General features: G+C 70.3%; 20 protein-coding genes. 11 read left to right on the forward strand and 9 right to left on the reverse strand.

What is annotated here, in order from left to right; genetic code table 11:
* Window positions 1-166: 166 nt before the first annotated feature.
* Complete coding sequence (locus LNW72_RS39835) at window positions 167-1,588, reverse strand: DUF2079 domain-containing protein (protein WP_250979905.1); 1,422 nt, start codon at window positions 1,586-1,588, stop codon at window positions 167-169.
* Between the two features lie 93 nt (window positions 1,589-1,681).
* Between LNW72_RS39835 and LNW72_RS39840 the strand changes: the two genes are divergently transcribed.
* The gene (locus tag LNW72_RS39840; RefSeq protein WP_250979906.1) at window positions 1,682-2,359 is read left to right on the forward strand and encodes a response regulator transcription factor; all 678 of its coding nucleotides are present in this window, start codon (window positions 1,682-1,684) and stop codon (window positions 2,357-2,359) included.
* Entirely contained in the window at window positions 2,352-3,839 is a 1,488-nt protein-coding gene (locus LNW72_RS39845; RefSeq protein ID WP_250979907.1) for a HAMP domain-containing sensor histidine kinase, read from the forward strand. The genes LNW72_RS39840 and LNW72_RS39845 overlap by 8 nt, the downstream gene beginning before the upstream one ends.
* A gap of 108 nt (window positions 3,840-3,947) precedes the next feature.
* Here LNW72_RS39845 and LNW72_RS39850 read toward each other — a convergent pair whose 3' ends face one another.
* Together LNW72_RS39850 and LNW72_RS39855 are read right to left on the reverse strand one after the other, a co-directional pair.
* Window positions 3,948-4,571 carry an HD domain-containing protein gene (locus LNW72_RS39850; protein WP_250979908.1) on the reverse strand — a complete coding sequence of 208 codons (624 nt, stop codon included), beginning with the start codon at window positions 4,569-4,571 and terminating at the stop codon, window positions 3,948-3,950.
* Window positions 4,572-4,840: 269 nt separating this feature from the next.
* Window positions 4,841-5,416, reverse strand: a complete 576-nt coding sequence (locus tag LNW72_RS39855; RefSeq protein WP_250979909.1) for a TetR/AcrR family transcriptional regulator — start codon at window positions 5,414-5,416, stop codon at window positions 4,841-4,843.
* A gap of 70 nt (window positions 5,417-5,486) precedes the next feature.
* Here LNW72_RS39855 and LNW72_RS39860 point away from each other — a divergent pair, with 70 nt between their 5' ends.
* Entirely contained in the window at window positions 5,487-6,380 is an 894-nt protein-coding gene (locus tag LNW72_RS39860) for an NADP-dependent oxidoreductase (RefSeq protein ID WP_250979910.1), read from the forward strand.
* A gap of 130 nt (window positions 6,381-6,510) precedes the next feature.
* Here the strand turns inward: LNW72_RS39860 and LNW72_RS39865 are convergent, their stop codons facing one another.
* On the reverse strand, window positions 6,511-6,771 hold the full coding sequence (locus tag LNW72_RS39865) for a hypothetical protein (RefSeq protein WP_250980499.1): 261 nt from the start codon (window positions 6,769-6,771) through the stop codon (window positions 6,511-6,513).
* A gap of 171 nt (window positions 6,772-6,942) precedes the next feature.
* Here LNW72_RS39865 and tgmA point away from each other — a divergent pair, with 171 nt between their 5' ends.
* From tgmA to LNW72_RS39880, 3 genes are all read left to right on the forward strand, one after another.
* On the forward strand, window positions 6,943-7,134 hold the full coding sequence (tgmA, locus tag LNW72_RS39870) for a putative ATP-grasp-modified RiPP (protein WP_250979911.1): 192 nt from the start codon (window positions 6,943-6,945) through the stop codon (window positions 7,132-7,134).
* Between the two features lie 13 nt (window positions 7,135-7,147).
* Window positions 7,148-8,089: an ATP-grasp ribosomal peptide maturase gene (gene tgmB / locus LNW72_RS39875; RefSeq protein ID WP_250979912.1), complete on the forward strand. Its 942-nt coding sequence runs from the start codon at window positions 7,148-7,150 to the stop codon at window positions 8,087-8,089.
* 226 nt (window positions 8,090-8,315) lie between these two features.
* The gene (locus tag LNW72_RS39880) at window positions 8,316-9,647 is read left to right on the forward strand and encodes a lipase family protein (RefSeq protein ID WP_250979913.1); all 1,332 of its coding nucleotides are present in this window, start codon (window positions 8,316-8,318) and stop codon (window positions 9,645-9,647) included.
* A gap of 326 nt (window positions 9,648-9,973) precedes the next feature.
* Here LNW72_RS39880 and LNW72_RS39885 read toward each other — a convergent pair whose 3' ends face one another.
* The gene (locus LNW72_RS39885) at window positions 9,974-11,269 is read right to left on the reverse strand and encodes an amidohydrolase family protein (RefSeq protein ID WP_250979914.1); all 1,296 of its coding nucleotides are present in this window, start codon (window positions 11,267-11,269) and stop codon (window positions 9,974-9,976) included.
* A gap of 168 nt (window positions 11,270-11,437) precedes the next feature.
* Here LNW72_RS39885 and LNW72_RS39890 point away from each other — a divergent pair, with 168 nt between their 5' ends.
* A complete protein-coding gene (locus LNW72_RS39890; RefSeq protein WP_250979915.1) occupies window positions 11,438-11,881 on the forward strand; it encodes an Lrp/AsnC family transcriptional regulator in 444 nt (147 codons plus the stop codon).
* 127 nt (window positions 11,882-12,008) lie between these two features.
* Here the strand turns inward: LNW72_RS39890 and LNW72_RS39895 are convergent, their stop codons facing one another.
* Window positions 12,009-12,569 carry a TetR/AcrR family transcriptional regulator gene (locus LNW72_RS39895; protein WP_250979916.1) on the reverse strand — a complete coding sequence of 187 codons (561 nt, stop codon included), beginning with the start codon at window positions 12,567-12,569 and terminating at the stop codon, window positions 12,009-12,011.
* A 220-nt stretch (window positions 12,570-12,789) separates the two neighbouring features.
* On the opposite strand from LNW72_RS39895, the gene LNW72_RS39900 reads away from it, so the two are divergent.
* The 4 genes from LNW72_RS39900 to LNW72_RS39915 all read left to right on the forward strand — a co-directional run bounded on the left by LNW72_RS39900 (window position 12,790) and on the right by LNW72_RS39915 (window position 16,930).
* Window positions 12,790-14,121, forward strand: coding sequence for an MFS transporter (locus LNW72_RS39900; RefSeq protein WP_250979917.1), 1,332 nt, complete (start codon window positions 12,790-12,792; stop codon window positions 14,119-14,121).
* 12 nt (window positions 14,122-14,133) lie between these two features.
* Complete coding sequence (locus LNW72_RS39905; RefSeq protein ID WP_250979918.1) at window positions 14,134-15,075, forward strand: MBL fold metallo-hydrolase; 942 nt, start codon at window positions 14,134-14,136, stop codon at window positions 15,073-15,075.
* Window positions 15,076-15,739: 664 nt separating this feature from the next.
* A complete protein-coding gene (locus LNW72_RS41905) occupies window positions 15,740-16,069 on the forward strand; it encodes a hypothetical protein (RefSeq protein ID WP_308402126.1) in 330 nt (109 codons plus the stop codon).
* Window positions 16,070-16,075: 6 nt separating this feature from the next.
* Complete coding sequence (locus LNW72_RS39915) at window positions 16,076-16,930, forward strand: hypothetical protein (RefSeq protein WP_250979919.1); 855 nt, start codon at window positions 16,076-16,078, stop codon at window positions 16,928-16,930.
* 168 nt (window positions 16,931-17,098) lie between these two features.
* Here the strand turns inward: LNW72_RS39915 and LNW72_RS39920 are convergent, their stop codons facing one another.
* The 3 genes from LNW72_RS39920 to LNW72_RS39930 form a co-directional block, all read right to left on the reverse strand.
* Window positions 17,099-17,827 carry a DUF6585 family protein gene (locus LNW72_RS39920; protein WP_250979920.1) on the reverse strand — a complete coding sequence of 243 codons (729 nt, stop codon included), beginning with the start codon at window positions 17,825-17,827 and terminating at the stop codon, window positions 17,099-17,101.
* Window positions 17,828-17,994: 167 nt separating this feature from the next.
* On the reverse strand, window positions 17,995-18,816 hold the full coding sequence (locus tag LNW72_RS39925) for a class I SAM-dependent methyltransferase (protein WP_250979921.1): 822 nt from the start codon (window positions 18,814-18,816) through the stop codon (window positions 17,995-17,997).
* A 196-nt stretch (window positions 18,817-19,012) separates the two neighbouring features.
* The gene (locus tag LNW72_RS39930; protein ID WP_250979922.1) at window positions 19,013-20,239 is read right to left on the reverse strand and encodes a SpoIIE family protein phosphatase; all 1,227 of its coding nucleotides are present in this window, start codon (window positions 20,237-20,239) and stop codon (window positions 19,013-19,015) included.
* Window positions 20,240-21,445 lie beyond the last annotated feature (1,206 nt).

Consider the following 21,445-nt stretch of genomic DNA (forward strand, 5'->3'; position numbering starts at 1 on the left):
TCGGTGCGTGCACTTGATGCTTTCGCAGGCCTCCACTGCCCGCGTCCAGCCACGGCATGAACACCATCCGCACTGCGGCGTAACCGCATTGCCGCCGTATCAGCCCCGAGGCGTACGCGCTGCCGCAGCCAGGTGGGTCGGCGGCGGTGACCCGGGCGCTGTTGCATCACTTCCGGCGCAGTACTACGTAGCCGTCCGCCGCGAAGACCTGGCGGAATCCGCTGACCTCGGACGGGCCGGGCCGGGTGCCGATGCCCGGGCGCTCGGTGTCGGAGACGATCCAGTCGACCGGCTGGCGGCGGACGTCGGTGATGTCCGGGGCGAAGAGGAAGACGGTGGCGCGGTCGGTGAGGTGGGGGGCGAGGTTGTGGCCGGCGGCGACCCGGGCGCCGTTGGGTATCAGGCTGACGGCCTGTCGGGCGGCCGTGATGCGTGGGGTGTCGGTCCAGAAGCCGGGGGTGACGATCCGGGCCAGCGGGAAGAAGGAGCCGATCGCGGCGGCGGTGAGCGCCACGGCGAGCGGGATGCGGCCGCGGAGCCGTGTCGGCGCCTTGCCCCGGGAGACCGCGTCGATCAGGGCGAAGAACACGATGGGCATGAGGACCGCCGAGTAGTGGAAGTGGATGCCCCAGTACGAGGGGTTGTCCGACAGGAAGCGCCAGGCGAGCGTCGGCAGGGCCAGGGACAGCAGTGGGCTGCGGGCGGCGAGGAAGAGGGTGGGCAGCAGCGTCATGAGGAGGGTCAGTGCCTTCGTGCCGTTGGCGGCCAGGGTGCCGGCCGGGTTCTGCGAGCCGAGGTAGACGTAGGCGCCGCCGGGGTTGAAATGCGGGATGACGACCAGCACGATCAGCGCTGCCGCTGTCGGCCCCAGCACGCACAGCGCCAGCCCCGCCCGGCGGGCGGGGCCTGGTCCCCGGCGCAGCAGAAGCAGTCCGAGGACGAGGACCGTGGCCCCCATGTCCTCCTTGACCAGTAGCAGCGCCGATGCCCAGGCCGCGCAGGCGGTCCAGCGGCGGTCGAGGTAGGCGGCGAGCGCGAGGGCCAGCAGGGGCAGGGCGAAGGTCACTTCGTGGAAGTCGAAGCCGATGAGGTTCTGGATGCCCCAGCTGAGCGCGTACGCGGCGCCGATCCAGGGGCCGCCGCTGCGCGTCACGACGTAGACCGACCACGCCGCCAGCGCGGCCTGGGCGATCAGCAGCGTCTCGACGTGCGGGAACAGCCTGTAGAGCGGGGCGAGGGTGGCGAGGACCGGATGGAAATGGTCCCCGAGCAGCGGGAAGGCGACGTCCTGCAGTCCCGGCGCGGCGGTCGCCGCGCGGATCTCCGAGGCAGGCAGGCGCAGGTCGGCGTAGGCACGGACGCCCTGGCCGAAGATGCCCAAGTCGTAGGCGCCGGTGTCGAAGCGGGCGTGATGGCGCAGCGCGTAGAGGGCGTAGAGCGCGAAGGACGCGAGCCCCAGGGTGGCGGCGGGCGAGACCGAGCGGACGCGGCGCCGGAGGCGGCCGCGGGCAGGGAGAGCGGCGGGGCGGGCGGTGGGGCGTGCGGGGGCGGTCGAGGTGTCGGGCAGGGAGCCGGTCGCGAGGGTCACGCGCTGACACTGCCTTTGACCTGCTGAGAAGAGGCTGAAGCTTCCTGAAGATCGTTTCAGGGAGATCGTCGCGGTCCGGGGATACTGGCCATCATGCGAGTGCTGGTGATCGAAGACGAGGAGCGGCTGGCCGCCTCCCTCAAGCGCGGCCTGGAGGCCGCCGGGTACGCCGTCGACGTCGCCCACGACGGCCGGATCGGCCTGTGGATGGCGGGGGAGCACGCGTACAGCGCGATCATCCTCGACATCATGCTGCCCGGCCTCAACGGCTACCGGGTCTGCGCCCGTCTGCGCACCGACGGCGTCAACACCCCCATCCTCATGCTCACCGCCAAGAACGGTGAGTACGACGAGGCGGAGGCGCTGGACACCGGCGCCGACGACTACCTGGCCAAGCCCTTCTCCTACGTCGTCCTGGAAGCCCGGCTCCGCGCCCTGCTGCGCCGCGGCGGCCAACGGGTGCGCACCCAGCTGCGCCTGGGCGACCTGTGGCTCGATCCCGCCGCGCGGAACTGCGGACGCGGCGCCCATCGGATCGCCCTCACCGCCAAGGAGTTCGCGGTACTGGAATGCCTCGCCCGGCGGCCGGGCGAGGTCGTCCCGAAGATCGACATCGTGGACGACGTCTGGGACGTGTCGTACGACGGGGACATCAACATCGTCGAGGTCTACGTCAGTGCCCTGCGGCGCAAGATCGACGCGCCCTTCCAGCGCGCGGCGATCGAGACGGTGCGCGGCGGCGGCTACCGGCTGGCGGCCGACGGTGGCTGACACCCGCGCGGGCCGGGACCGCCTCGCCGTGGTGGCGGGCCTCAGCACCGTCGCCGTGCTCTGCGCGGGCCTTGCGGCTCTTCTGCTGATGAGCTCCGCGATGCCGCTGCCGGCCGGCAGCGACGTCCGTTTCGAAAGTCAGGCCCGCGCTCTCGCGCTCATCGAAGAGGTGGCGACGCCGGGAGCACTGCTGGCCGCCGTGTTCGTGGCCGCCGCCACCTGGCAGCTGGGCGGGAGCTCGCGCGGCCGGGGCGCGGTGACGGCCGCCGCCGCGACCGCGCTCCTGGTGACCTTCGCCGACGCGCGCTGGCTGCCCGCCGTCGTCCTGTCCGGCACCGACCGGCCGCGCCCCCACGTGTCATGGCTGGCCCTGGGCGGAGCCGCCGCGGCCTCCGGACTGCTCGTCGCCGCCACCACCTGGGTATCCGCGCGGCCACAGGAAGGGAGCACACCGGGCGCGGACCGGGGCCGTCCCCGTCGGCTGCTGGTCACCGGCTCCGCGACCGCGGCCCTGATGGCCGTGGCCGCCTGGTTCTTCGTCCTGATCGGCCAGTCCTACCGCTGGGGGTGGAACCCCCGGGGCGCGCTCGTCAACTGGCTCCTGGCCATCGGCGGCGGACTCCTCGTCGGCGCCATCGTGCGGTTCGCCACCCGCAGCGCACTACACCCGGTCGAGAACCTCAACCGCGAACTGCAGGAGATCACCGCCAGCCGCGCCCTCGACCAGCGGATCACGGTCCCCGAGATCGGCACGCTGATTCCCTGGCTGGCCCGCACCATCAACGTCATGCTCGACCGCGTCTTCGCCGGCGTCGCCCGTCAGCAGCGCTTCATCACCGACGCCTCCCACGAGCTGCGCAGTCCCATCGCCAACCTCCGCGCGTCCCTCGAATCCTCCCTCGCCCACCCCGAGAAGGTGGACTGGCCCGAGACCGTACGGGACGCGCTCACCGACATCGACAGGCTCCAGCACCTCACCGACGACCTGCTCCTGCTCGCCCGGCTGGACGACACCGCTGTGCCGGCCGGCACCCCTGTCGACCTCGCCGCGCTCGCCCACGATTTGGTCGAGGAGTTCCGCCACCTCCGCGTCCACCGGACGCTGCACTTCACCTTCCACGCCGACGACCCGGTCGTCGTCCACGGCAGCGCCGTGCAACTGGAGCGGCTGCTGCGCAACCTCCTCGACAACGCCGCGCGGCACGCCCGCACGGTCACGGACATCGCCGTCACCTCCGGCGCCGACGGTCTGGCCCGGGTGGAGATACGGGACGACGGTCCCGGCATCCCGCCCGCCGACCGCGAGCGGATCTTCGAACGCTTCACCCGCCTGGACGGCGCCCGCGCCCGCGGCACCGGCGGCACCGGGCTGGGCCTGGCCATCGCCCGCGAGATCGCCACCCGGCACGGCGGAACCCTGCACGCGGCGCCCAACCCGTCGGGGGCTCTGTTCATCGCCGGTCTCCCACACGGGCGATGAATCAAGGACGTTGGTCACCGATGGCGTGCGTGCTTCGCTGACCGACTGACCGCCCGGTCGGCCCGGCCCGGCTTGATCCGGAGGGATGGAGGAAGACGTCAGGTCCGTTCAGCTCTCCAAAGGGTGCGTTTTCGCCAGGACACGTTCGGCGAGACCGCTCCGTATGGCCGCCGCGGGGGAGCTGTCGGGCTTGCGGGCGGCCTGGTCACGGAAGCAGGCCAGGAACTCGTCCGCGAGGCCCTCGCGCGGGTAGCGGGCCAGCACCTCCGCCCGGAACCCGGCGGTGAAGTCGTCCGCGTTCCGCCCCGAGATGTCCACACCGGTGGCCCGCTCCAGCAGATGGCCCTCCGGGTCCTCCCGTACGTCCACCGAGTCCCACATGTGCCGCACGATGACATCGGACAGCCGCTGCCGGCGCTCCACCGGCCATCCGGCCCCGGCGCCGAATACCCAGGCCACGTGCCCGCCGGCTTCGTCGAAGGCGACGGTATGGCTGTCGAACTGCGGGACCAGCCCGATGTCGTGGAGCAGCGCGGCCACGTACAGCAGCTCGGCGTCGTACTCGATGCCCTGGTCCGCGGCGTACGCGGAGGCCCACACGTAGGACCGGATCGAGTGGTTCAGCAGGGCGGGCGTGCAGTAGGCGCTGGCGACCTCGAGAGCGGCGGCACATGCGGCGGTGCCGGGGGCGGCGGGTACGGTCAGAGCTTCGCGGGACGTTTCGTGGGTCATGGCGCCGAGTATGCCGACCACCCCGGTGTCTTTCGATCACCGGTGCCCCGAAGACCTCCTGGGCCGGGGCCGGGTCGAGGCGCTAAGGGAAGAGAGACCACTCGCTCGAACTGGGTGCAGTCCGCCCGATGCCCGATGCCCGAGCCCGACGACCCAGACCGGCGGTAGTCACATGGTCGGGCGAACGGGTCCGGTACAAGCCGCCCAAGCAACCCGCACGTGTCGTGCCCCGGCCCCGGCGCGCGCCGCAGCGCGCCGGCGTCCCCGGATCAGGGCGCGGTGGCTTCCCAGGCCGCCGTGATCATCCGGAAGACCTCGTCCACCGTGGCCCCGGGATCGTCCGCCCGGCAGGCCAGCGCGTAGGCGTCGATGGCGAACCGCGCGGTCGCGCGGCAGGCCGTCGCACTGCGGGACAGGTGGGGGTCGGCGGCCAGCGCCGTTGCCAGTGCCTGCGCGTGACGCAGGCTCATCGACTCCTCGTATTCCCGCAGGGCGGGTGATTCCTCGATCATGCGTCGGACGGGGGCACTGCCCTCCGCCGTGCAGTGCCGCACCAGGGCCTGGACCTCGCGGTGCAGCGCCGGGATGAGCGGCTCGTGCGGAGGCCGTTCGGTCACCGCCCGCGTGAGGCGCTGCTCGAAGGCCTGGTCGCGCTCGAACACCAGGGCCTCCTTTGAGACGAAGTGGGCGAAGACGGTGGTGACGGCGACGTCGGCCTCGGCCGCCACGTCACGGATGCCCACGGCGTCGTATCCGCGCTCCAGGAAGAGGCGCAGCGCGGTGTCAGCGATCTTCTGACGGGTCGCGGCCTTCTTGCGTTCGCGGCGTCCGGATGGCTCGGTCATGGCCTGACACTATCAGGTATGAATTCCTAACAGTTGTAAAATCCTAACGGTTAGGTCTATCTTCGGCCGCATGAGGAAAATCAGCTTCGCCGAGTTCGGCGGTCCCGAGGTCCTGCAACTGGTGGAAGCCGAGGAGCCCCACGCGAGCCCCGGCCGGATACGCATCGCCGTACGGGCGGCGGGGGTCAACCCCGTCGACTGGAGGATTCGGGAGGGCCAGGTCCTGGGAGCCCATCCGGTCGAGCTGCCCGCCGGGGTCGGATTGGACGCCGCCGGGGTGGTGGATGAAATCGGCGAGGGCGTCGAGGGGGTCGAAGTCGGCGACCGCGTGTTCGGCGAAGGCGCCGACACGTACGCCGAATTCGCCGTGCTGTCGGCCTGGGCCCGGATGCCCGAGGGACTGGCCTTCGAGGAGGCGGCCGGGTATCCGTCGGTGGTGGAGACCGCGCTGCGCATCATCCGCGAGGTCAGCGTGCTGCCAGGGCAGACGCTGCTGGTCAGCGGCGCGTCCGGCGGCGTCGGGTCGGCGGTGCTGCAGATCGCCCGCGCGCGCGGCATCACGGTGATCGGCACGGCCGGGGCCGCGAACCAGGACTACCTGCGCGGCCTGGGCGCCCTCGCCACGACCTACAACAAGGGCTGGGTCGAACGGGTGCGGCACCTGGGCCGGGTCGACGCCGCCCTCGACCTGGCCGGCTCCGGCGTGATCCGCGAACTCGTCGAGCTGACCGGGGACCCGCGCAAGGTCGTCTCCATCGCCGACCTCGATGCGCCGCAACTGGGCGTCCGGTTCTCCGGCGTGGCCGGGAGCGTGCCGGACGCGCTCGCCGAGGCCGTCGATCTCATCTCCCGGGGCAGGCTCCACATCCCGGTCGAGAAGTCGTACCCGCTCACCGAGGCAGCAGTGGCGCACACGGACAGCCGCGCAGGCCACACCCGCGGGCGCCGGGTCCTGGTCGTCTGAGCCGCGGCCCGCCCGGCGTCCCACACCGAACGGCCGGTCACCAGCGGGTGGTGAAGCGTCGTCGGACGAAACCGGGTCGGTCACGCCCCGCCCACCAGGGCAACTCCGGCGCCCTCCGCCGCGATCCGCTTCAGGCCATCGCCGTTTCCGCACGGGCCGGTCGCCGCACCGGCCGGTCGCCGCCCGGTGCGGAGACGGCTAGGACTATCGCCTGCCTCGCTCGTTCGTACTCGGGTGTGGCGTCGGAGAGCAGCGGACGGACTCGCGACCACGCGCCGTCCGCGCCGACCAGCACGCTGGTGACGATGGCGTAGAACTCGTCCGTCAGGCCGGCCGCCTTGAGGGAGAGTTGCCCGTTGTCGTCGTGGATGAGGCAACTCACCACCCACAAGAGCCACAAGGTAACGGAGGGTGTCAAGTCGATGCACTTCGGGCACAGATAGTTACCTTCGTCACATGACAACGGGGAACGCATCGGATGGCTGAGCAAGTCTCATACGTAGAGACGTAGTTGGGCACATGGGCCGGACATCACCCGGGCCGGAATGACAGAGGAGAAGCCATGCGAGCGTTCGCGCTGTTTCATGCCCGGCCGGCCACCCCGGACACATTCACCGCCCTCTACACCTACGACGGCGCGCGGCAACTCAACGTCCTGCCCGACGGACGACCCGTCATCAGTGACCCCGTGATGCTGCTGGCCACCGGCTCCACCACCTCCACCGCCGGTTCCAAGACCCACTTCGACGACTGAGCCTGAGACGTTCATGACCGTCCTGATCCTGACCGTCCCGGAGGACGTGACAGCGGACCTGGTGGTGGCCGCCCTGCACGAGCGGGCGGTGCCGGTGGTGCGATTGGACCCGGCTGGACTGCCCGGCGACGTTTCCATGTCCGCCGAGTACGTGCGCGGCGACGTGCACGGCTTCCTGTCCGTACAGGAGCGTTTGGTGAGCATGAGCAGCCTGCGCTCGGTGTGGGTACGGCGCCCTGGTGCCCCGGGCGCGGGAGCCGCGCGGCGCTCCGAGCAGTCGGAGTGGCTGACCGCCGAGGCGGAGCGGGCCCTGTACGGGGCACTGCGCTGTGTGTCCGCACCGTGGATGAACCATCCGGCCGCCGCCGAGCAGGCCCGCTACAAGCCCTGGCAGCTCTTCACCGCGCACCGCGCGGGCTTCGCCGTGCCCGCCACACTCATCACGACATTTCCGCAGGCGGCCCGGGAGTTCGCCGAGCAGCACCCGGAGCTGGTGGTCAAGTCCGTCTCCGGCACCCACCCGGGGAAGCCTCCCATGGTGCTGCCGACGACGGTGGTCCCGCCGGACCCCGACTTCTCGTCGGTCTCGGCGGGGCCCACCCTGCTCCAGGAGTACGTTCGCAAGACCGCCGACATCAGGCTGACCTGTGTGGGGGCCCGACAGTTCGCCGCCGCCAAGAAGGCGGGCCCGGACCAGGTGGACGGCCGCTTCGGCAGCCCCGAGGATGCGCAGTGGTATCCGGTCGAACCGCCCGCGCGGATCACCCGGGCGGTCCGGGACTACATGGACCGCGCCGGACTTGCCTATGGTGCCTTCGACTTCGCGGAGGACGGTGACGGCACCTGGTGGTTCCTGGAGTGCAACCAGTCGGGCCAGTTCGGCTTCGTCGAGCTGGCGACGGGTCAGCCCATCACCGCGGCGATAGCCGACTGGCTCGCCCGTGACGGGTCCTGACCCCATTCCGCGGGGGCTCAGGACTCCATGATCCCCCACGGGGCGGGCCCTGGAAGTGGGAGCGTCCTCGGCTGGGGAGCATGTTCGAAGGCGGCCGCGGGGTGCCGGGGTGCCGGGTCAGTAGTCAGGGCTGGTGCGACACAAAAGGTATAAATAGTAACAGTTGGTGACATTACGGATTCCGCTGCCTAGTCTCTGCTCCGGCACCGAGTGAAGGGACTTGAGCATGAGACAACGGCTTTCAGTGATCACCGCGGCCTGTGTGGCCGCGGCGATCGCGCTGGGCTGTGGCACCGCTGCCACAGCTACCACCGCTGGCATGCACCTGGATGGCGGCAAGGGCGGGAAGGCAGCCAAGGGCCTGTGTGCCCCGGGCGTACCCATCGGCCCGGAGGGCGAGAAGTTCTACGATCCGCCGTCGCCGCTGCCCAAGGGCAACCACGGCGATCTGATCTGGGCCCGCCGCGTCGACGCCCCCAAGGGTGCGAGCGCCTGTCGGATCCTGTACCGCTCCACTCTCCAGACCGGCAAGCCCGTGGCCGTCTCGGGCATCGTGGCCTGGCCCGACGCCCCCGCGCCGCGCACCGGCCGCAACGTGGTGGCCTGGGCTCACGGGACGGTGGGCGGGCCGCGGCAGTGCGCGCCGTCCGCGGTGCCGAATCCGGCCACCGACCTGGTGGGCTACTACACCTACGACAGCCCCTGGGGCATCGACGTCGGCGTGCCGGCGCTGACACCGTTCCTGGACTCCGGCGACGTTGTGGTCGGCACCGACTACCAGGGCCTGGGCACCCCGGGCGTGCACCAGTACACCGTCGCCGTCACCGAGACGAACAACGTCCTGGACTCGGTCCGGGCGGCCCGCCAGATCACCGCCACCCACGCGAACCGTAAGGCGGCCGTCCTGGGCTGGTCGCAGGGCGGCGGCGCGGCAGCGTTCATCGCCCAGAACTACCGCGCGTACACCCCCGAGACCCAAATGGTCGGCATCGCGGCGCTGGCGCCCGCTGCCAACCTGGGCCCGGACTTCCGCGGCCTGGTGCTCCCCGGCCCGACCGACGCCACCTCCGCCTCCCACAACGCGGCGCTGCGCACCAACGTCTACCGGGGCTTCCTTGCGGCCTACCCCGAGCTGAAGGCCACCGACGTGCTGAAGCCGGCCGGTCTGCAGGCGCTGAGCGGTGATGGTGTGGCGTGTATCGAGCACTTCGCCGACGTGATCCAGAACAACGTGGGCAACGTCGGCCAGCTCGACACCCTGTTCCAGCCGCTGACGGTGGTGCCGGAGGTCTGGCACCGGCGCTTCAGCGAGAACACCGCGGGCCTGGTCGCCTCGGTGGCGCCGATCCTGGTGATGCAGGGGACGGCGGACACCGTCATCAACCCGAACTCGACCGACGAGTACGTCAAGCGGGCCTGCAGCTTCAACAAGCCGGTCGAGTACACGAAGTACCAGGGCGCGACGCACCAGACGATTCCCAACGTCGCGGAGCCGGAGTACCTGGGCTGGATCGCGGACCGCTTCGCGGGCCGTCCCGCTCCGTCCAACTGCGCCTGACACCAGGCGACGCAACGACGAAGGCTCCCGGCCGGTGAACCACACCGGCCGGGAGCCTTCGTCCGTCAGGGGCCAACGGTCAGCTGCCGGCGGCTGGGGTCAGCGGCGAACAGAGGCCGGTGTGGAGTCGACCGGGAACCAACCGCACTCGATCCCGTCCGCCACGCCCTCAGCGCCTACGGCCGCCGATGGAAGCCCCGTGCATACCTGTCGGCTGCCGCGGTAGCCGCGTTCGCGTAGTGCCAGGAAGAGGCGGCCGCCGAGGCCAGGAGCTGGTCGAGGTCGGCGGCCGAGCCGGGCCAACGGACCTGTTGGTGCGGATGCGCTCAGGCCTTGGGCCGCGGGTTCCAGGTGCCGTCCAGGGGCACGCCGGCCGCCGCCGCGACCCGGTCGCGGGAGGCCACCAGCCGCGCCCTGAGCTCGGGCAGGTCGACGCCGACCAGTGCCCCGGCCCGCTTGACCACCTTCCCGGCGACGAGAACCGTGTCGACGAGGCCGGGGTGTCCGGAGGCGACGAGCGTTCCGGCGGGATCGGTGACCGGCAGTACGGTCAGGTCGTCGGTCCGCAGCAGGATCACGTCGGCGTCCTTGCCCGGGGTGAGGCTTCCCGTGCGGGCGTCGAGCCCGAGGGCCTGGGCTCCGTCGAGGGTGGCGAACTCCAGTAGGTCACGGGAGTTGAGGCTGCCGTCCAGGCCCCGCTGGACGACGAAGGCGGTGCGCATCGTGGCGAACATGTCGCCGCCCACGGAGGGGACGTCGTCGATGGACAGGGTCGGGCGCAGGCCGGCGGCCATCATCCGGCCGGTCATCGGCCAGCCGAACCCCATGCGCAGTTCGACATCAGGGCTGATGGAGACGGAGCTGCCGGCGTCGGCAAGCATGCGCAGTTCATCGTCGGAGACTCCGTTGGCGTGGACGAACGTCGTGGTGTCCCGCAGCAGACCGGCGTCGCGCAGGTCGGCGATCGGACGCTGGATGCCGTCGGAGGCGACGTGGACGCTGGTGCGCAGGCCGAGCTCATCGGCCAGTTTCAGCTCGGCGGCGGCGGTCTCGATACTCGTCTCGTCCGCGCCACGCAGGCCCCAGGCCATGGTGACCAGGCCGTCGTCGGAAACGGCGGAGCGGACGCGGCGGATCTCGGTCTCGACGGATTCGGTGGTGCCCCAGCCCGCGCCATGGCAGAACACCGAGCGGCCGGCGGAGGCGCGCAGGCCGGCGACGGCCGCGTCGGCGTGGTCGGGGCCGCTCGCGCAGTGGAACCAGTCGAGCATCGTGGTCACGCCGGAGTGCAGCGCCTCAAGGCGGCCAAGGAGGGTACCGACGTAGACGTCCTCGGGCGTGTAGTGCGGCTTGAGGGTTCCGTGCATGGCCAGCGCCCACTGGGGGAAGGTCCAGTCCGCGCCGATGCCCCGGAACGCGGTCTGCCAGGTGTGCCGGTGCGTGTCGACGAAGCCGGGCATCACGATCCGGTCCGTGGCGTCGATCACCTCGGCGTCGGGCGCGTCGATCCGCTCCGCGACCTCGACGATCCGGCCGTCGTCGATCAGCACATCACCGCGCGCCAGGTCACCGGTGGACGGGTCCATGGTGAGCACGGTGCCGCCTGTGATCAGGGTTTTCATCGGGAGCTCCTCAGCGACCAAGCTCGTTCGGTCGGGTTGGTGACAGAAGGAATCCTGTCTCCGACGGCCCGCGACAGCCCGGAATCGGGGCAATTTTGGCAGCAAATTGCGCCCTGTGCGAGGCATGATGTTGTCCTACAGATCCTCGGTGCGCACTATTCTGCCCCTATGGACGAAGTGGATCGCCAGATCCTGGCTGTGCTGGAGAAGAACGGCCGGATCAGCAACGCAGAGCTCGCCGCCCGAGTGGGCCTCTCGCCGTCACCGTGCCTGCGGCGGGTGAACCGACTGGAGGCGACCGGTGTGATCCGCGGCTACCGCGCCGAGATCGACCCCGCCGCGCTCGGCCGCGGGCTGAGGGTGTTCGCCGGCGTCCGGTTGCTGCGGCACACACGGGCGGACGTGACGGCCTTCGAACGCGCGGTCGTCCAGCTCGCCGAGGTGGTCTTCACCCACCACATCACCGGCAACTACGACTACCTGCTCCAGGTCGACCTCGCCGACCTTCCGGCCTACGAGGACTTCCACGCCAACCGGCTCGCCGGCCTGCCCAACGTGGCCACCGTGACCAGCTACGTCACCATGAAGACCCTCCCCACCGCACGCGCGTGACGGCAGACCGATCCGCCTGGCATCCCAGCGATACCGCTCACGGCAGATGCGTGCCGATGATCGTCCCGAGGACAGCGGCGGACGGCACCTGCCACCGTTGCGGTCCGAACGTCCCCAGAGTCACTCGTCAGAACTGACGGAGGGCGCTCGCCACGAGTTCGCGCGCGTACTCGGTGTTGAGCTTGCCGGGGCGGAAGAGGATGCGGTACATGATCGGCGCCACGACGCGGTCGATCACCAGCTCCGTATCGGGTACCTGCTCCCCGCGCAGTACCGCGCGGTTCAGCACAGCGTCGATCTGCTCGGCGGCGTAGGCCGAGCACCGACCGGCGTTACTGCCGTCCGGGTCCCCGAGCAAGGCGTCCCGGATGTATGCGCGCCCCGGGGGAGAGGCCATTTCGTCGAGGAACTGCTCCGCCCAGGCGTCGAGGTCGGCCCTGAGGCTCCCCAGGTCGGCGGGCTCCGTTTCCGGACGCAGCCGTTCGACCGCGACGTCGGACAGGAGTTCCTGCAGGTCGCCCCAGCGGCGGTAGATCGTGGAGGGAGTCACGCCGGCCCGGGCGGCCACCATCGGGACGGTCAGCCCCTCGCGGCCCACCTCGCTGACGAGGTCACGCACCGCTGCGTGGACGGACTCCTGTACGCGTGCGCTGCGCCCGCCGGGGCGAGTCATGGGCTTGGGGCTCATACGATTCACCTTAATGCGAATGCGTTGCTTCTGGCCGTCCGAGCCGACCGGCGATCGCTCCAGCCACCTCCGGGGTCCTTCCGGATCCGTGCGGGGCGTCGGGCCGGGGGACAGGCTCAAGGCGACCGATCGCCTAAAAGCGAAGCGTTTGCTTTAGACGACGATAGGGCCTACGGTTGCTTAAAGCCAACCGATTGCTTTTAGCTCGAGAAGGACCCTCATGCAGAGCATCTCCGCGGGTCTCGCCTCTCCCCGCACATCCACCTCAGGCTCAGCGCGTCTGCCGTTCGTGCTGCACGCCTCGATCCTGATCGCGCTGCTCGCCGCATCCAGCGCACCGACCCCGCTGTACTCCCGCTACCAGGCGCAGTGGCACCTGTCCGCCCTCGACATCACCGTCGTTTTCAGCGCCTATGCTTTGGCACTGCTGATCGCCCTGTTGACGACCGGCACCCTCTCCGATCACGTAGGCCGACGCCCCGTCCTCATGGGCGCACTCGCGGTCCAGGTCGCCTCCATGGCCCTGTTCGCGACGGCAGGCGGCCTGGCCACCCTGATCGGCGCCCGGGTGTTGCAGGGCCTCGCCACCGGCGCGGCAACCAGCGCCGCCGGCGCGGCTCTCCTCGACCTGGAAAGCCCTACCCGGCCCGGCCGTTCCGCCCTGGCCAACAGCATCGCCCCGGTGACCGGCATGGCGGTCGGCGTCATGGGGGCCACGGTCCTGGTGCGCTTCGCTCCCGCACCGACGATCACGGTGTACATGGTCCTGGTCGCGCTGTTCGCCGCGCAGACCGCTGCCCTGGCATGGACGTCCGAGACCGTCCGTCCTCGTCCTGGCGGGCTGCGCTCGATGCGGCCTCACCTGGCGCTGCCGCCCGCGGCCGCCCACGCTCTCCTGCTCAACGGCGCCGGTGTGGTCGCCATCTGGGCGCTCGGGGGTTTCTACTCGTCCCTCGGCCCGGCCTTCGCACGACTCATCTCCCCAGAAGGACCCGAATCCGCAGGCGGCATGGTCTTCTTCACCCTGACGGCCGTCGCCGCCCTGACGGTGTACCTCACCCGCAAGGTGCGTGCCGACGTCTCGGCCCTCCTGGGAAGCTGCGCGGTGATACCGGCGGCCGGGCTGTCCCTCGGCGCCCTCTTCCTCGGTAGCCTGTTTCTGCTCTTCGCCGGGGCAGCACTGGCAGGGTTCGGCTTCGGAGCCGTCTCGCAGGGTGCGCTGCGTACCGTCGTCGGCTCGGTTCCGGCGGGGGAGAAGGGCGGCACACTCGCCTCCTACTACGTACTCAGCTACTTGGCGATGAGTCTGCCCGCCATCGGCGCCGGCGCCCTCACCGCGGAGTTCGGACTGCGTACCGCGGCGCTGGCGTACGCCGGCTGCGTTGCCGTACTGGCCGGCATCGCGGTGGTGGCGCTGTCCGCGTCCCTGCGCGGACGACGCCGGACCCCGCCCCACCCTACTCACCTCGGTCTCGCCGCGATGGACACCGCATCCATTGCGGCGGGCGCCGCCACCCACGCTTCCCGCGTCCAGACGACTCATAACAGGTAAGGAACCAGATCCATGTTCACGCCTTCGCAGACCAGCGCCAGCACGACGACCACTTCTCCGGCACTCTCGTGGACGGTGGGCGACCACACCGTCCAGCGCATCGACGAGGTGGTCCTGCCCCCGGAGACCGGTCCGTGGCTGCTGCCCGATGCGACTGCCGACCTCGTGACCCGGACGCCCTGGCTGCATCCCGATTTCGCCGACGACCAGGGCGTCCTGCGCCTCGCGAGCCACAGCTTCGCTGTCGAGATGGACGGCATGAGGATACTGGTCGACACCGGTATCGGAAACGGAAAGCGGCGCGCCAACCCCGCCTGGCACGACCTGGACACCGACTACGAATCGCGGCTCCGGGCGGCGGGCTTCGCGCCGGAGAGTGTGGACCTCGTCGTCCTGACCCACCTCCACGCCGACCACGTGGGGTGGAACACCCGCGCCGAGGGCAACGACTGGGTACCCACCTTCCCGAACGCGCGCTATCTCACCACTCGCACCGAGTGGGACTACTGGGCCGGTGTGGAAATGGAGGAGGCGCGCCGCCAGATGTTCCGCGACTCGGTCCACCCCGTGCGGGACGCGAGCCTCTTCGACCTCATCGACGTCTCGGACGGGGGCACGGCCGTCGCCCCGGGCATCCGCCTGTTGCCCACCCCCGGCCACACCCCGGGGCAAGTAGCGGTCGAGCTGAGCAGCCGTGGTGAGACCGCGCTGGTCACCGGTGACAGCATCCACCACCCGGTCCAGCTGTCGCATCCGGCGGTCGGCAGCTGCGTCGACATCGCACCCGAACTCGCCGCCAGAACCCGGAACGAACTGCTCGACTCGCTCGCTGACACGTCAACCCTCCTGCTCGGTAGCCACTTTGCGCCTCCGACGGCCGGGCACGTGCGACGTGAGAACGGCGCGTACCGGCTGGTCCCGGCCACCCCTGTGGCCGCGCCCGTTCGCAGCTGAACGGGGCCGGACGCCGGGGCCGGTCGCCGGGGCCGTCGCCAACGCACCGAGTCGGCGCAGGCGGCGGTCCGGGCCCGGAAGCGGCCTCTTGTTCGTGGACACCTGCCGGGTGGGACTTGAGGTCCAGTGGAAGTAGCGCCAGGTCGGAAGCACGTACACGAAGCGGTACACCGGGGAGTTCAAACGGGGTTCCGGCGGGCGCCGGACGGCCATCTGGCTCGCCCCTGACAGTCAGGGCGGATTCACTCAGAAGGTACGGGGCTACGGGAGGCTGCAGACGCCGGCCGGCAGCCGCCCCTGTGTGGGGCGGCCGGGCGTTGCGCGTACGGGGAGGGAGCGGCTGTCGGAGGCCACCGCCGGACATGCGGCGGGACTCGGGCGGCATCCCGAAGTCGGCGTCCCCATGGGGCGCAGGCTGCTCCACCCCGATTGGACAACCGAACTGCAAGGTGTGCATCACATGAAGTCTCCCGGCCGAGTCTTAACCGATGGCACGCACCGATCGGCAGCGGCCCACTGAGTGCTCAAGCGGAGCGCTCTCGTGACAGGTACTGACCCGCTCGTATGCGAGACGCTCCAGGTGCGGCCGCGGCGCTCTTCGACGGCACTTGTGTGACGGTGCTGCCACACACCACGACGAACCGACATCGCGCGACTGTCGGTGATGAACACCCGCGTCTCCGACGGTGACTTCAGCACCCGCCCCATGCGGCTCCCGTTTTCTGCCGGCCTGCCCTGTCGCGCCGGGGCCCGTTCTTCCGCCGAATTGAAGAGGCGCATCCGCCATGCCCGCACAGCGTCACCCCCTGCCCCCCATGATCCGATCCGCAGACTGCGGCTGCGCGGCAGCGACGGCAAGCGCAGCGGGGCGGGCGGCTGGCTGGGCGCCTCGATCGACCCCAACGGACCGATTCCGTACGTGCCGGGCGACAGCAACCCCTGGCTCGGCACGTGGTTCCACCCCAACCCCATCTCAATTGAGCCGAAGGGCTGAAAAGCCATGAAGAAGTTCCTCGTACTCCTCGGGGCACTCGCCCTGGCCGCCGCCAGTGGAACGGCGACCGCCGTCGCCTCCTGTTCCCCGTCTCCCGACAGGTGGACCGAGACCGGCGTCTCGTACGTCAACTCGCAGGCCGGCGGCCAGGGCCTGGCGTCCTGGAGCAACCGCAGCCTGCTGTTCCGCGGCAACGGCTCCATCCCCCAGGACCTCAGAGACCAGGGCTGGACCCACGTCGGCGACCCGGAGATCTCCCGCCAGCACATCTTCGACGCCTACCAGGGCAACGGCGGCGCGACAGCCAAGATGTTCGCCGTCACCACCCCGGGCGGGAAGCGCCTCGTCTACACGCATCAGCTCCAAGGCGACGAGCGGATGAACAACTCCTTCGCCGCCGTCTCCCCTGACGCGCAGTGGCTGGTCTCGGGCGAATGGGACCAGCAGGACCGGCTCCTGGTCTTCCCCGCCCCGGTCTTCAACACCCGGGCCCCCGCGGGCGGCGGCGAGCTTCCCGAGGCAGGCCGGATCTCCCTGGACCACCCGGTCCGGGACATCCAGGGCTGCGACTTCGTCTCGGCGAGGCGCCTGGTGTGCGCCTCCGACGACAGCACCTTGTCGCTGTGGCCGGTGGAGCGCCCGCTGTTCCAGGTGGACCTCGACCGCGCGCTCGACGGCAAGCCCGTCACGGGCCGCGTCTCCGTCATTCGTCCCCTCCCGCAGCGCTCCGCCTGCGCGGGTACCGGCTTCGAGACCGAAGGCGTGGACTACGACGCCCGTACCGGCACCCTGCGGGTCGAGATGATCCCGCCGGGCGAGTGCGCCGCCTCCACCGCCGTCTACACGTACAAGGCCCGCTGAGGGCGTCTTCGGGCCGGTTTTCGGGGCGGCTCTCGGACCCGGGTCCGGGTCGGGCAGCGAACTGCGCGGCCCGGCCCCGCCGCAGGCCTTCCATAACCTGCTCGGGCCCGCCCCGAAGTCACGGCGGCGGTGCTGGTGCTCTCCCGCTGAGTGGCGCGAGATGAATGCTCACGAGCTGCGGTGCTTGTCCACCATGGCCAGGAACACCTGCAGATTCGGGACGCTCTTGGCCATGGCGCGGGCCCAGAAGTCCGATGCGCCGGTCTTCATCACCGCGACAGCGCCGCCGCTGAGCTTGACCTGCCCCACCTGGGTCCAGGGCAGCAGTTGCTTCCGGTGCGCGATCCCGGCGGTGGAGAGGTCGAACTCGCCGAAGTCGAGGACTTCGCCGGCCAGGAACGCCTTCTGCACCGTGGTGCCTTGGGCCCGCAGGACCGCTCTTTGCATGGCCGGGGCCCAGGTGTTGGCGTCCTGGTAGAAGTTGGTGACGGTCACGTTCGCTCCCGGTGCCATCGCCACACAGGTGTGCAGGATCGGACCCGGTATGCCGTTGATGATCTTTTGCACCTGCTCCTCGTAGAGCCGGACCCGGTCCCACCGCACGGCCACCGTCCCCGCACCGGTCTCCTGATCGGCGATCATGCCGTGCTCGAACAGGTACAGCCGCTTCGCCGCCTGCCGGCGATTGAAGTCCGGATGGCGGCGTAGTGATACGTAGTAGAAGACCACGGCCGGCACCACAAAGAGGAAGAGCAGTACCGCGAGCGTCAGGTAGAACGACGCCTTCACGATCACCCCGAACCGCTGGGGCTTGAAGGCGGCAACCAGCGCACCCAGTTCGTGCTGTGCTGCCAGTTCAGCAACGCCAGGGGGCAGGGATGCCAGGGGGACCGTCACGGGCATGAGCCTCAACTTCGCTGGGAGAGGGGTCTATCGCCTGCTCGTTCCAGGCACTAGCTGCAGCCTCTCCTACTCTGTCTCCCACCGTCCAGAAGATCACTGAAAATCGCATCCTCGGTGACCGTGCTTTCGAGGATGATGAGTTTCGCCTGGAGATCGGACCGTCACACGTTCACGATGGTGACGATGTGCGCCTGGATCTTGCCGTTGACCGGACCTGGGCCGCATCGTCTCTCGATCGCCGCGCTGCACGCGGCAGTTGCCTCGGCAAGATCTGCGCCGGTGCGCTCCTCGATCTCGCTACGCAACGGCGTCCCCTGGCAGTACGCGGTTGCCGGCACCTGCGCCGACGCCGCACGGCTGCGCGCGGTGACCGTCTCGTGGCGCGGTGCGGCGGTGAATCCGGCACGCGCCAGGTCGCCGGCGATGGCGGTCAGATCGGAGTGTCCGTGTGGTGTGCGTGCCAGGAAGCGCGGAGGGCGGTCCGGATACACGCCGGCCAGCGTGTTGGTGACGATGTCCGCGAACTCGTTCTCCTCGATGCGATCCCACACGTTGAACAGCAGGGTCCCGCCGGGACGCAACACGCGTCGCGCCTCGGCGAATGCGCGACTCTTGTCCGGGAAGAACATCACGCCGAACTGGCAGAAGACCACATCGAAGCTCGAGGCCGCGAAGGGCAACCGCATGGCGTCGGCCTGCTGCCACCGCACCGGTCGCGTGGCGCCGACGGCCTCGGCATGATCGAGCATCGCCTGGTTCAGATCGGTCGCCACCAATTCCACCGACCCGGGCAGCGCTCGTGCCGCCGCGCGCGTGACGACGCCCGTGCCGGCAGCGACCTCCAGGACCCGGGCCGGAACAAGTTCCGCCACGCGGCGGGCGAGATCCTCGGCGTAAGGCTCAAAGATCAGCGGCACGAGGTAGTCGTCGTAGAACTCGGGAATCGAGCCTGCGAACACCGCATCGGAACCGGGCCCGTCCACAAGGTCTCCATTCTGCCGAAACCCCTCTCGATCATACTTCCGGCAGGAGCTCGTGGTCGCTTCCGGGTGAGGTGACGGCCCTCGGCCTGGCGCCGCACTTTCTCGTGGCCGCTGTGGTTCGGCGCCGGTTCGGCCGGTTCGGCCGGTTCGATGGGCTCGACCGCGGTCACCGTGGTCCTGGTCAGTTGTGTGGTGTTCAGAGTCGGATGATGAGGAGGGCGGTGTCGTCGGTGGCCCCGCCGGGTGGGAGGAGGTCGAGGAGGACGGCGTCCGCGAGTGTTTCGGGGTCGGCGCCTTGGTGGCGGGTGAGGGAGCGGGTGAGGCGGGCGAGGCCGGTGTCGATGTCTTCGCGGCGGCGTTCGACGAGTCCGTCGGTGTAGAGAACGAGGGTGTCGCCTTCGCTGAAGCCGGTGACGGCCTGGGGGCGCGGGACGTGTTCCGGGCGGGCGCCGAGCGGGGGATCGGTGGCCTGGTCGAGGTACTCGACGCCGCCGTGTGTGTGGAGCAGGGCCGGTGGAAGGTGGCCAGCACTGCTGTAGGTGAGGGTGTGGGTTTCCCAGTCGATGTACGTCTCGACGGCGGTGGTGTTCTCGGCGCCGGTGACGGAGCGGGCGTACAGTCCCAGGACTTCCAGGGCCTGGGCCGGGCCGTCGGCGACGAGGCAGGCGGCGCTGAGGGCGCTGCGCAGCAGGCCCATGATGCCGGCGGCGTGCAGGCCGTGGCCCACGACGTCGCCGACGGCGACCGCGATGCGGTCACCGGGCAGGGCGACGAGGTCGTACCAGTCGCCGCAGATGTTGAGGGAGCCGACGGCGGGCCGGTAGCGGACGGCGGCGCGGTGGTGGCCGATGTTGCCGGGGGCGGGCAGCATGGCTTCTTGCAGGGCGAGGGCGATCTTGCGTTCGCGGGTGTGAGCCTGGCGTAGTCGGTCGTTGACTTCTTGCAGTTCCCTCGCGCGGGTGTAGAGCTCGGCTTCCAGGACCCTGGTTCGGCTGCCGTCGGGGGAGCTGCGGGCCGCGATGAGTTCGGTGACCTCTTCCACCCGGTGCACGATCAGGACGACCTTGCCGTCCTGGTCGAGGACGGGGGCGTTGACCGGGCTCCAGTACCGTTCCTCCCACTCGCCGGGCCGCTGCGTGGATTGGACGTCGTAGCGCTGCAGGGCCATGGTGTCGCGCTCACCGGTGGCGAGGACCCGCTGGAGCGAGGCATGCACGTTGCGTGTGCCGCTGGCGCCGGGATCGTTCGGGTTGTCGGGGAACACATCGAACAGATAGCGGCCGATCACCTGTGCGCGGGTGCGCCCGGCGGCGTGCAGGTACTTTTCGTTCGCGTCCGCGTACACCAGCTCGGGGGTCAGCAGCGCCACCATGCCGGGCAGTGCCTGGAACACTGCCGCATAGTCGATCTCAGGATCCGTCATGCCCAGCCTGCCTCAGCGCCTGTCCCATCCCTGGTGATCTCCACGATAGGGCCCGGCCGGTCATCGCGCCGCGCGGACACCCGCCGCGCCGCCCGCATGGTTCTGCGCGTCCTCAGGACGGCCTGTAAGGCCTGTGCCTGCCCCGCCGAGGCCGGGACCAGGGCGTGGGGGCGGGCGATGCCTGGACTGAGCGAGCTGGGCTGGCAGCAGTCCCTGGGCCGGCCGGCCTGCGTGGGTGGGTGCGATGCGGGTGAGTCTGACGCCTTCGGGCCCGACTGTGGGTGTCGTCTGAGCCAGGGGTTCTACAGGGAGCGGTGGCTCACTTCGCGTCGTCCACGAACCGGAACACGCTTCCGGCTTTGTGGTGTGGGCCGAATGGCCCGGCGCAATGCGGGTGCCTTCGCCGATGCGGTGCGTGCCGTCCGCTTCGTCCTGACTCGGTCACTGTGCTCGGCGTCGAAATTCGCGCGGGTCTTGTCGTCCGAGCTATCGGTCCGCCGCTCCACCGGCACAGGAATCCGGACCTGTGGGTCCTGCCCGCACCGTCAGGCGGAGCGGATCGCTGCGCCCGTGACGAACCGCCGCCGCACTGGTGGGGCTGAGGGGAGTGCCCCGGCGGGCCCGGGCCACCCCTGTCGCTGACCCATCCAGCGGAAGTGCACCGGCCCGGGTCTGATGGCCGGGCCCAGCCGCGTAAGGCTCTGTGGTCCGGCCCCGCACAACCGCGCCGGCGTGTCCTGCCTAAAGCGGTTGAAGGCCACCTCGACATCCGTCCGCCACACCGGATCGGTCTTCCACACCATGGACCCGGAGATCCTCCATCCCGGCAGAAGGTCCAAGGGTGCGATCTCGTAGGCGGCGGCGATCCCGCCCGACGAACGACCACGTCGTCTCCCCGACCACCGCACCGGGACGGCCCGGAACACCCCCCCACATCCACCACGACCCCGCTCTCCTCAGCGGCCCGATCAGCGCCGTCCTCGTTGGCCAACGAACCCACCCTGGTGCCGGAAACGGATGAGCGACCTGCGCTGCGGCCCCACCTGGCTCGTGATGGGGATCCGCGAAAACGACCAGGTCCGCTCTCGGTGTCCCAATTTGGTTGAGCCGTTCAACGGCCTGGGGAGGGCGTGGAGTGGGGAGAGAGCGTCGGACCCCGCCGACCTCGGTCGGCGGGGTCCGAGGATTGACGGCGGGTCAGGTCAC

The organism is Streptomyces sp. RKAG293, assembly GCF_023701745.1.
In the GTDB taxonomy this organism is placed as follows: domain Bacteria; phylum Actinomycetota; class Actinomycetes; order Streptomycetales; family Streptomycetaceae; genus Actinacidiphila.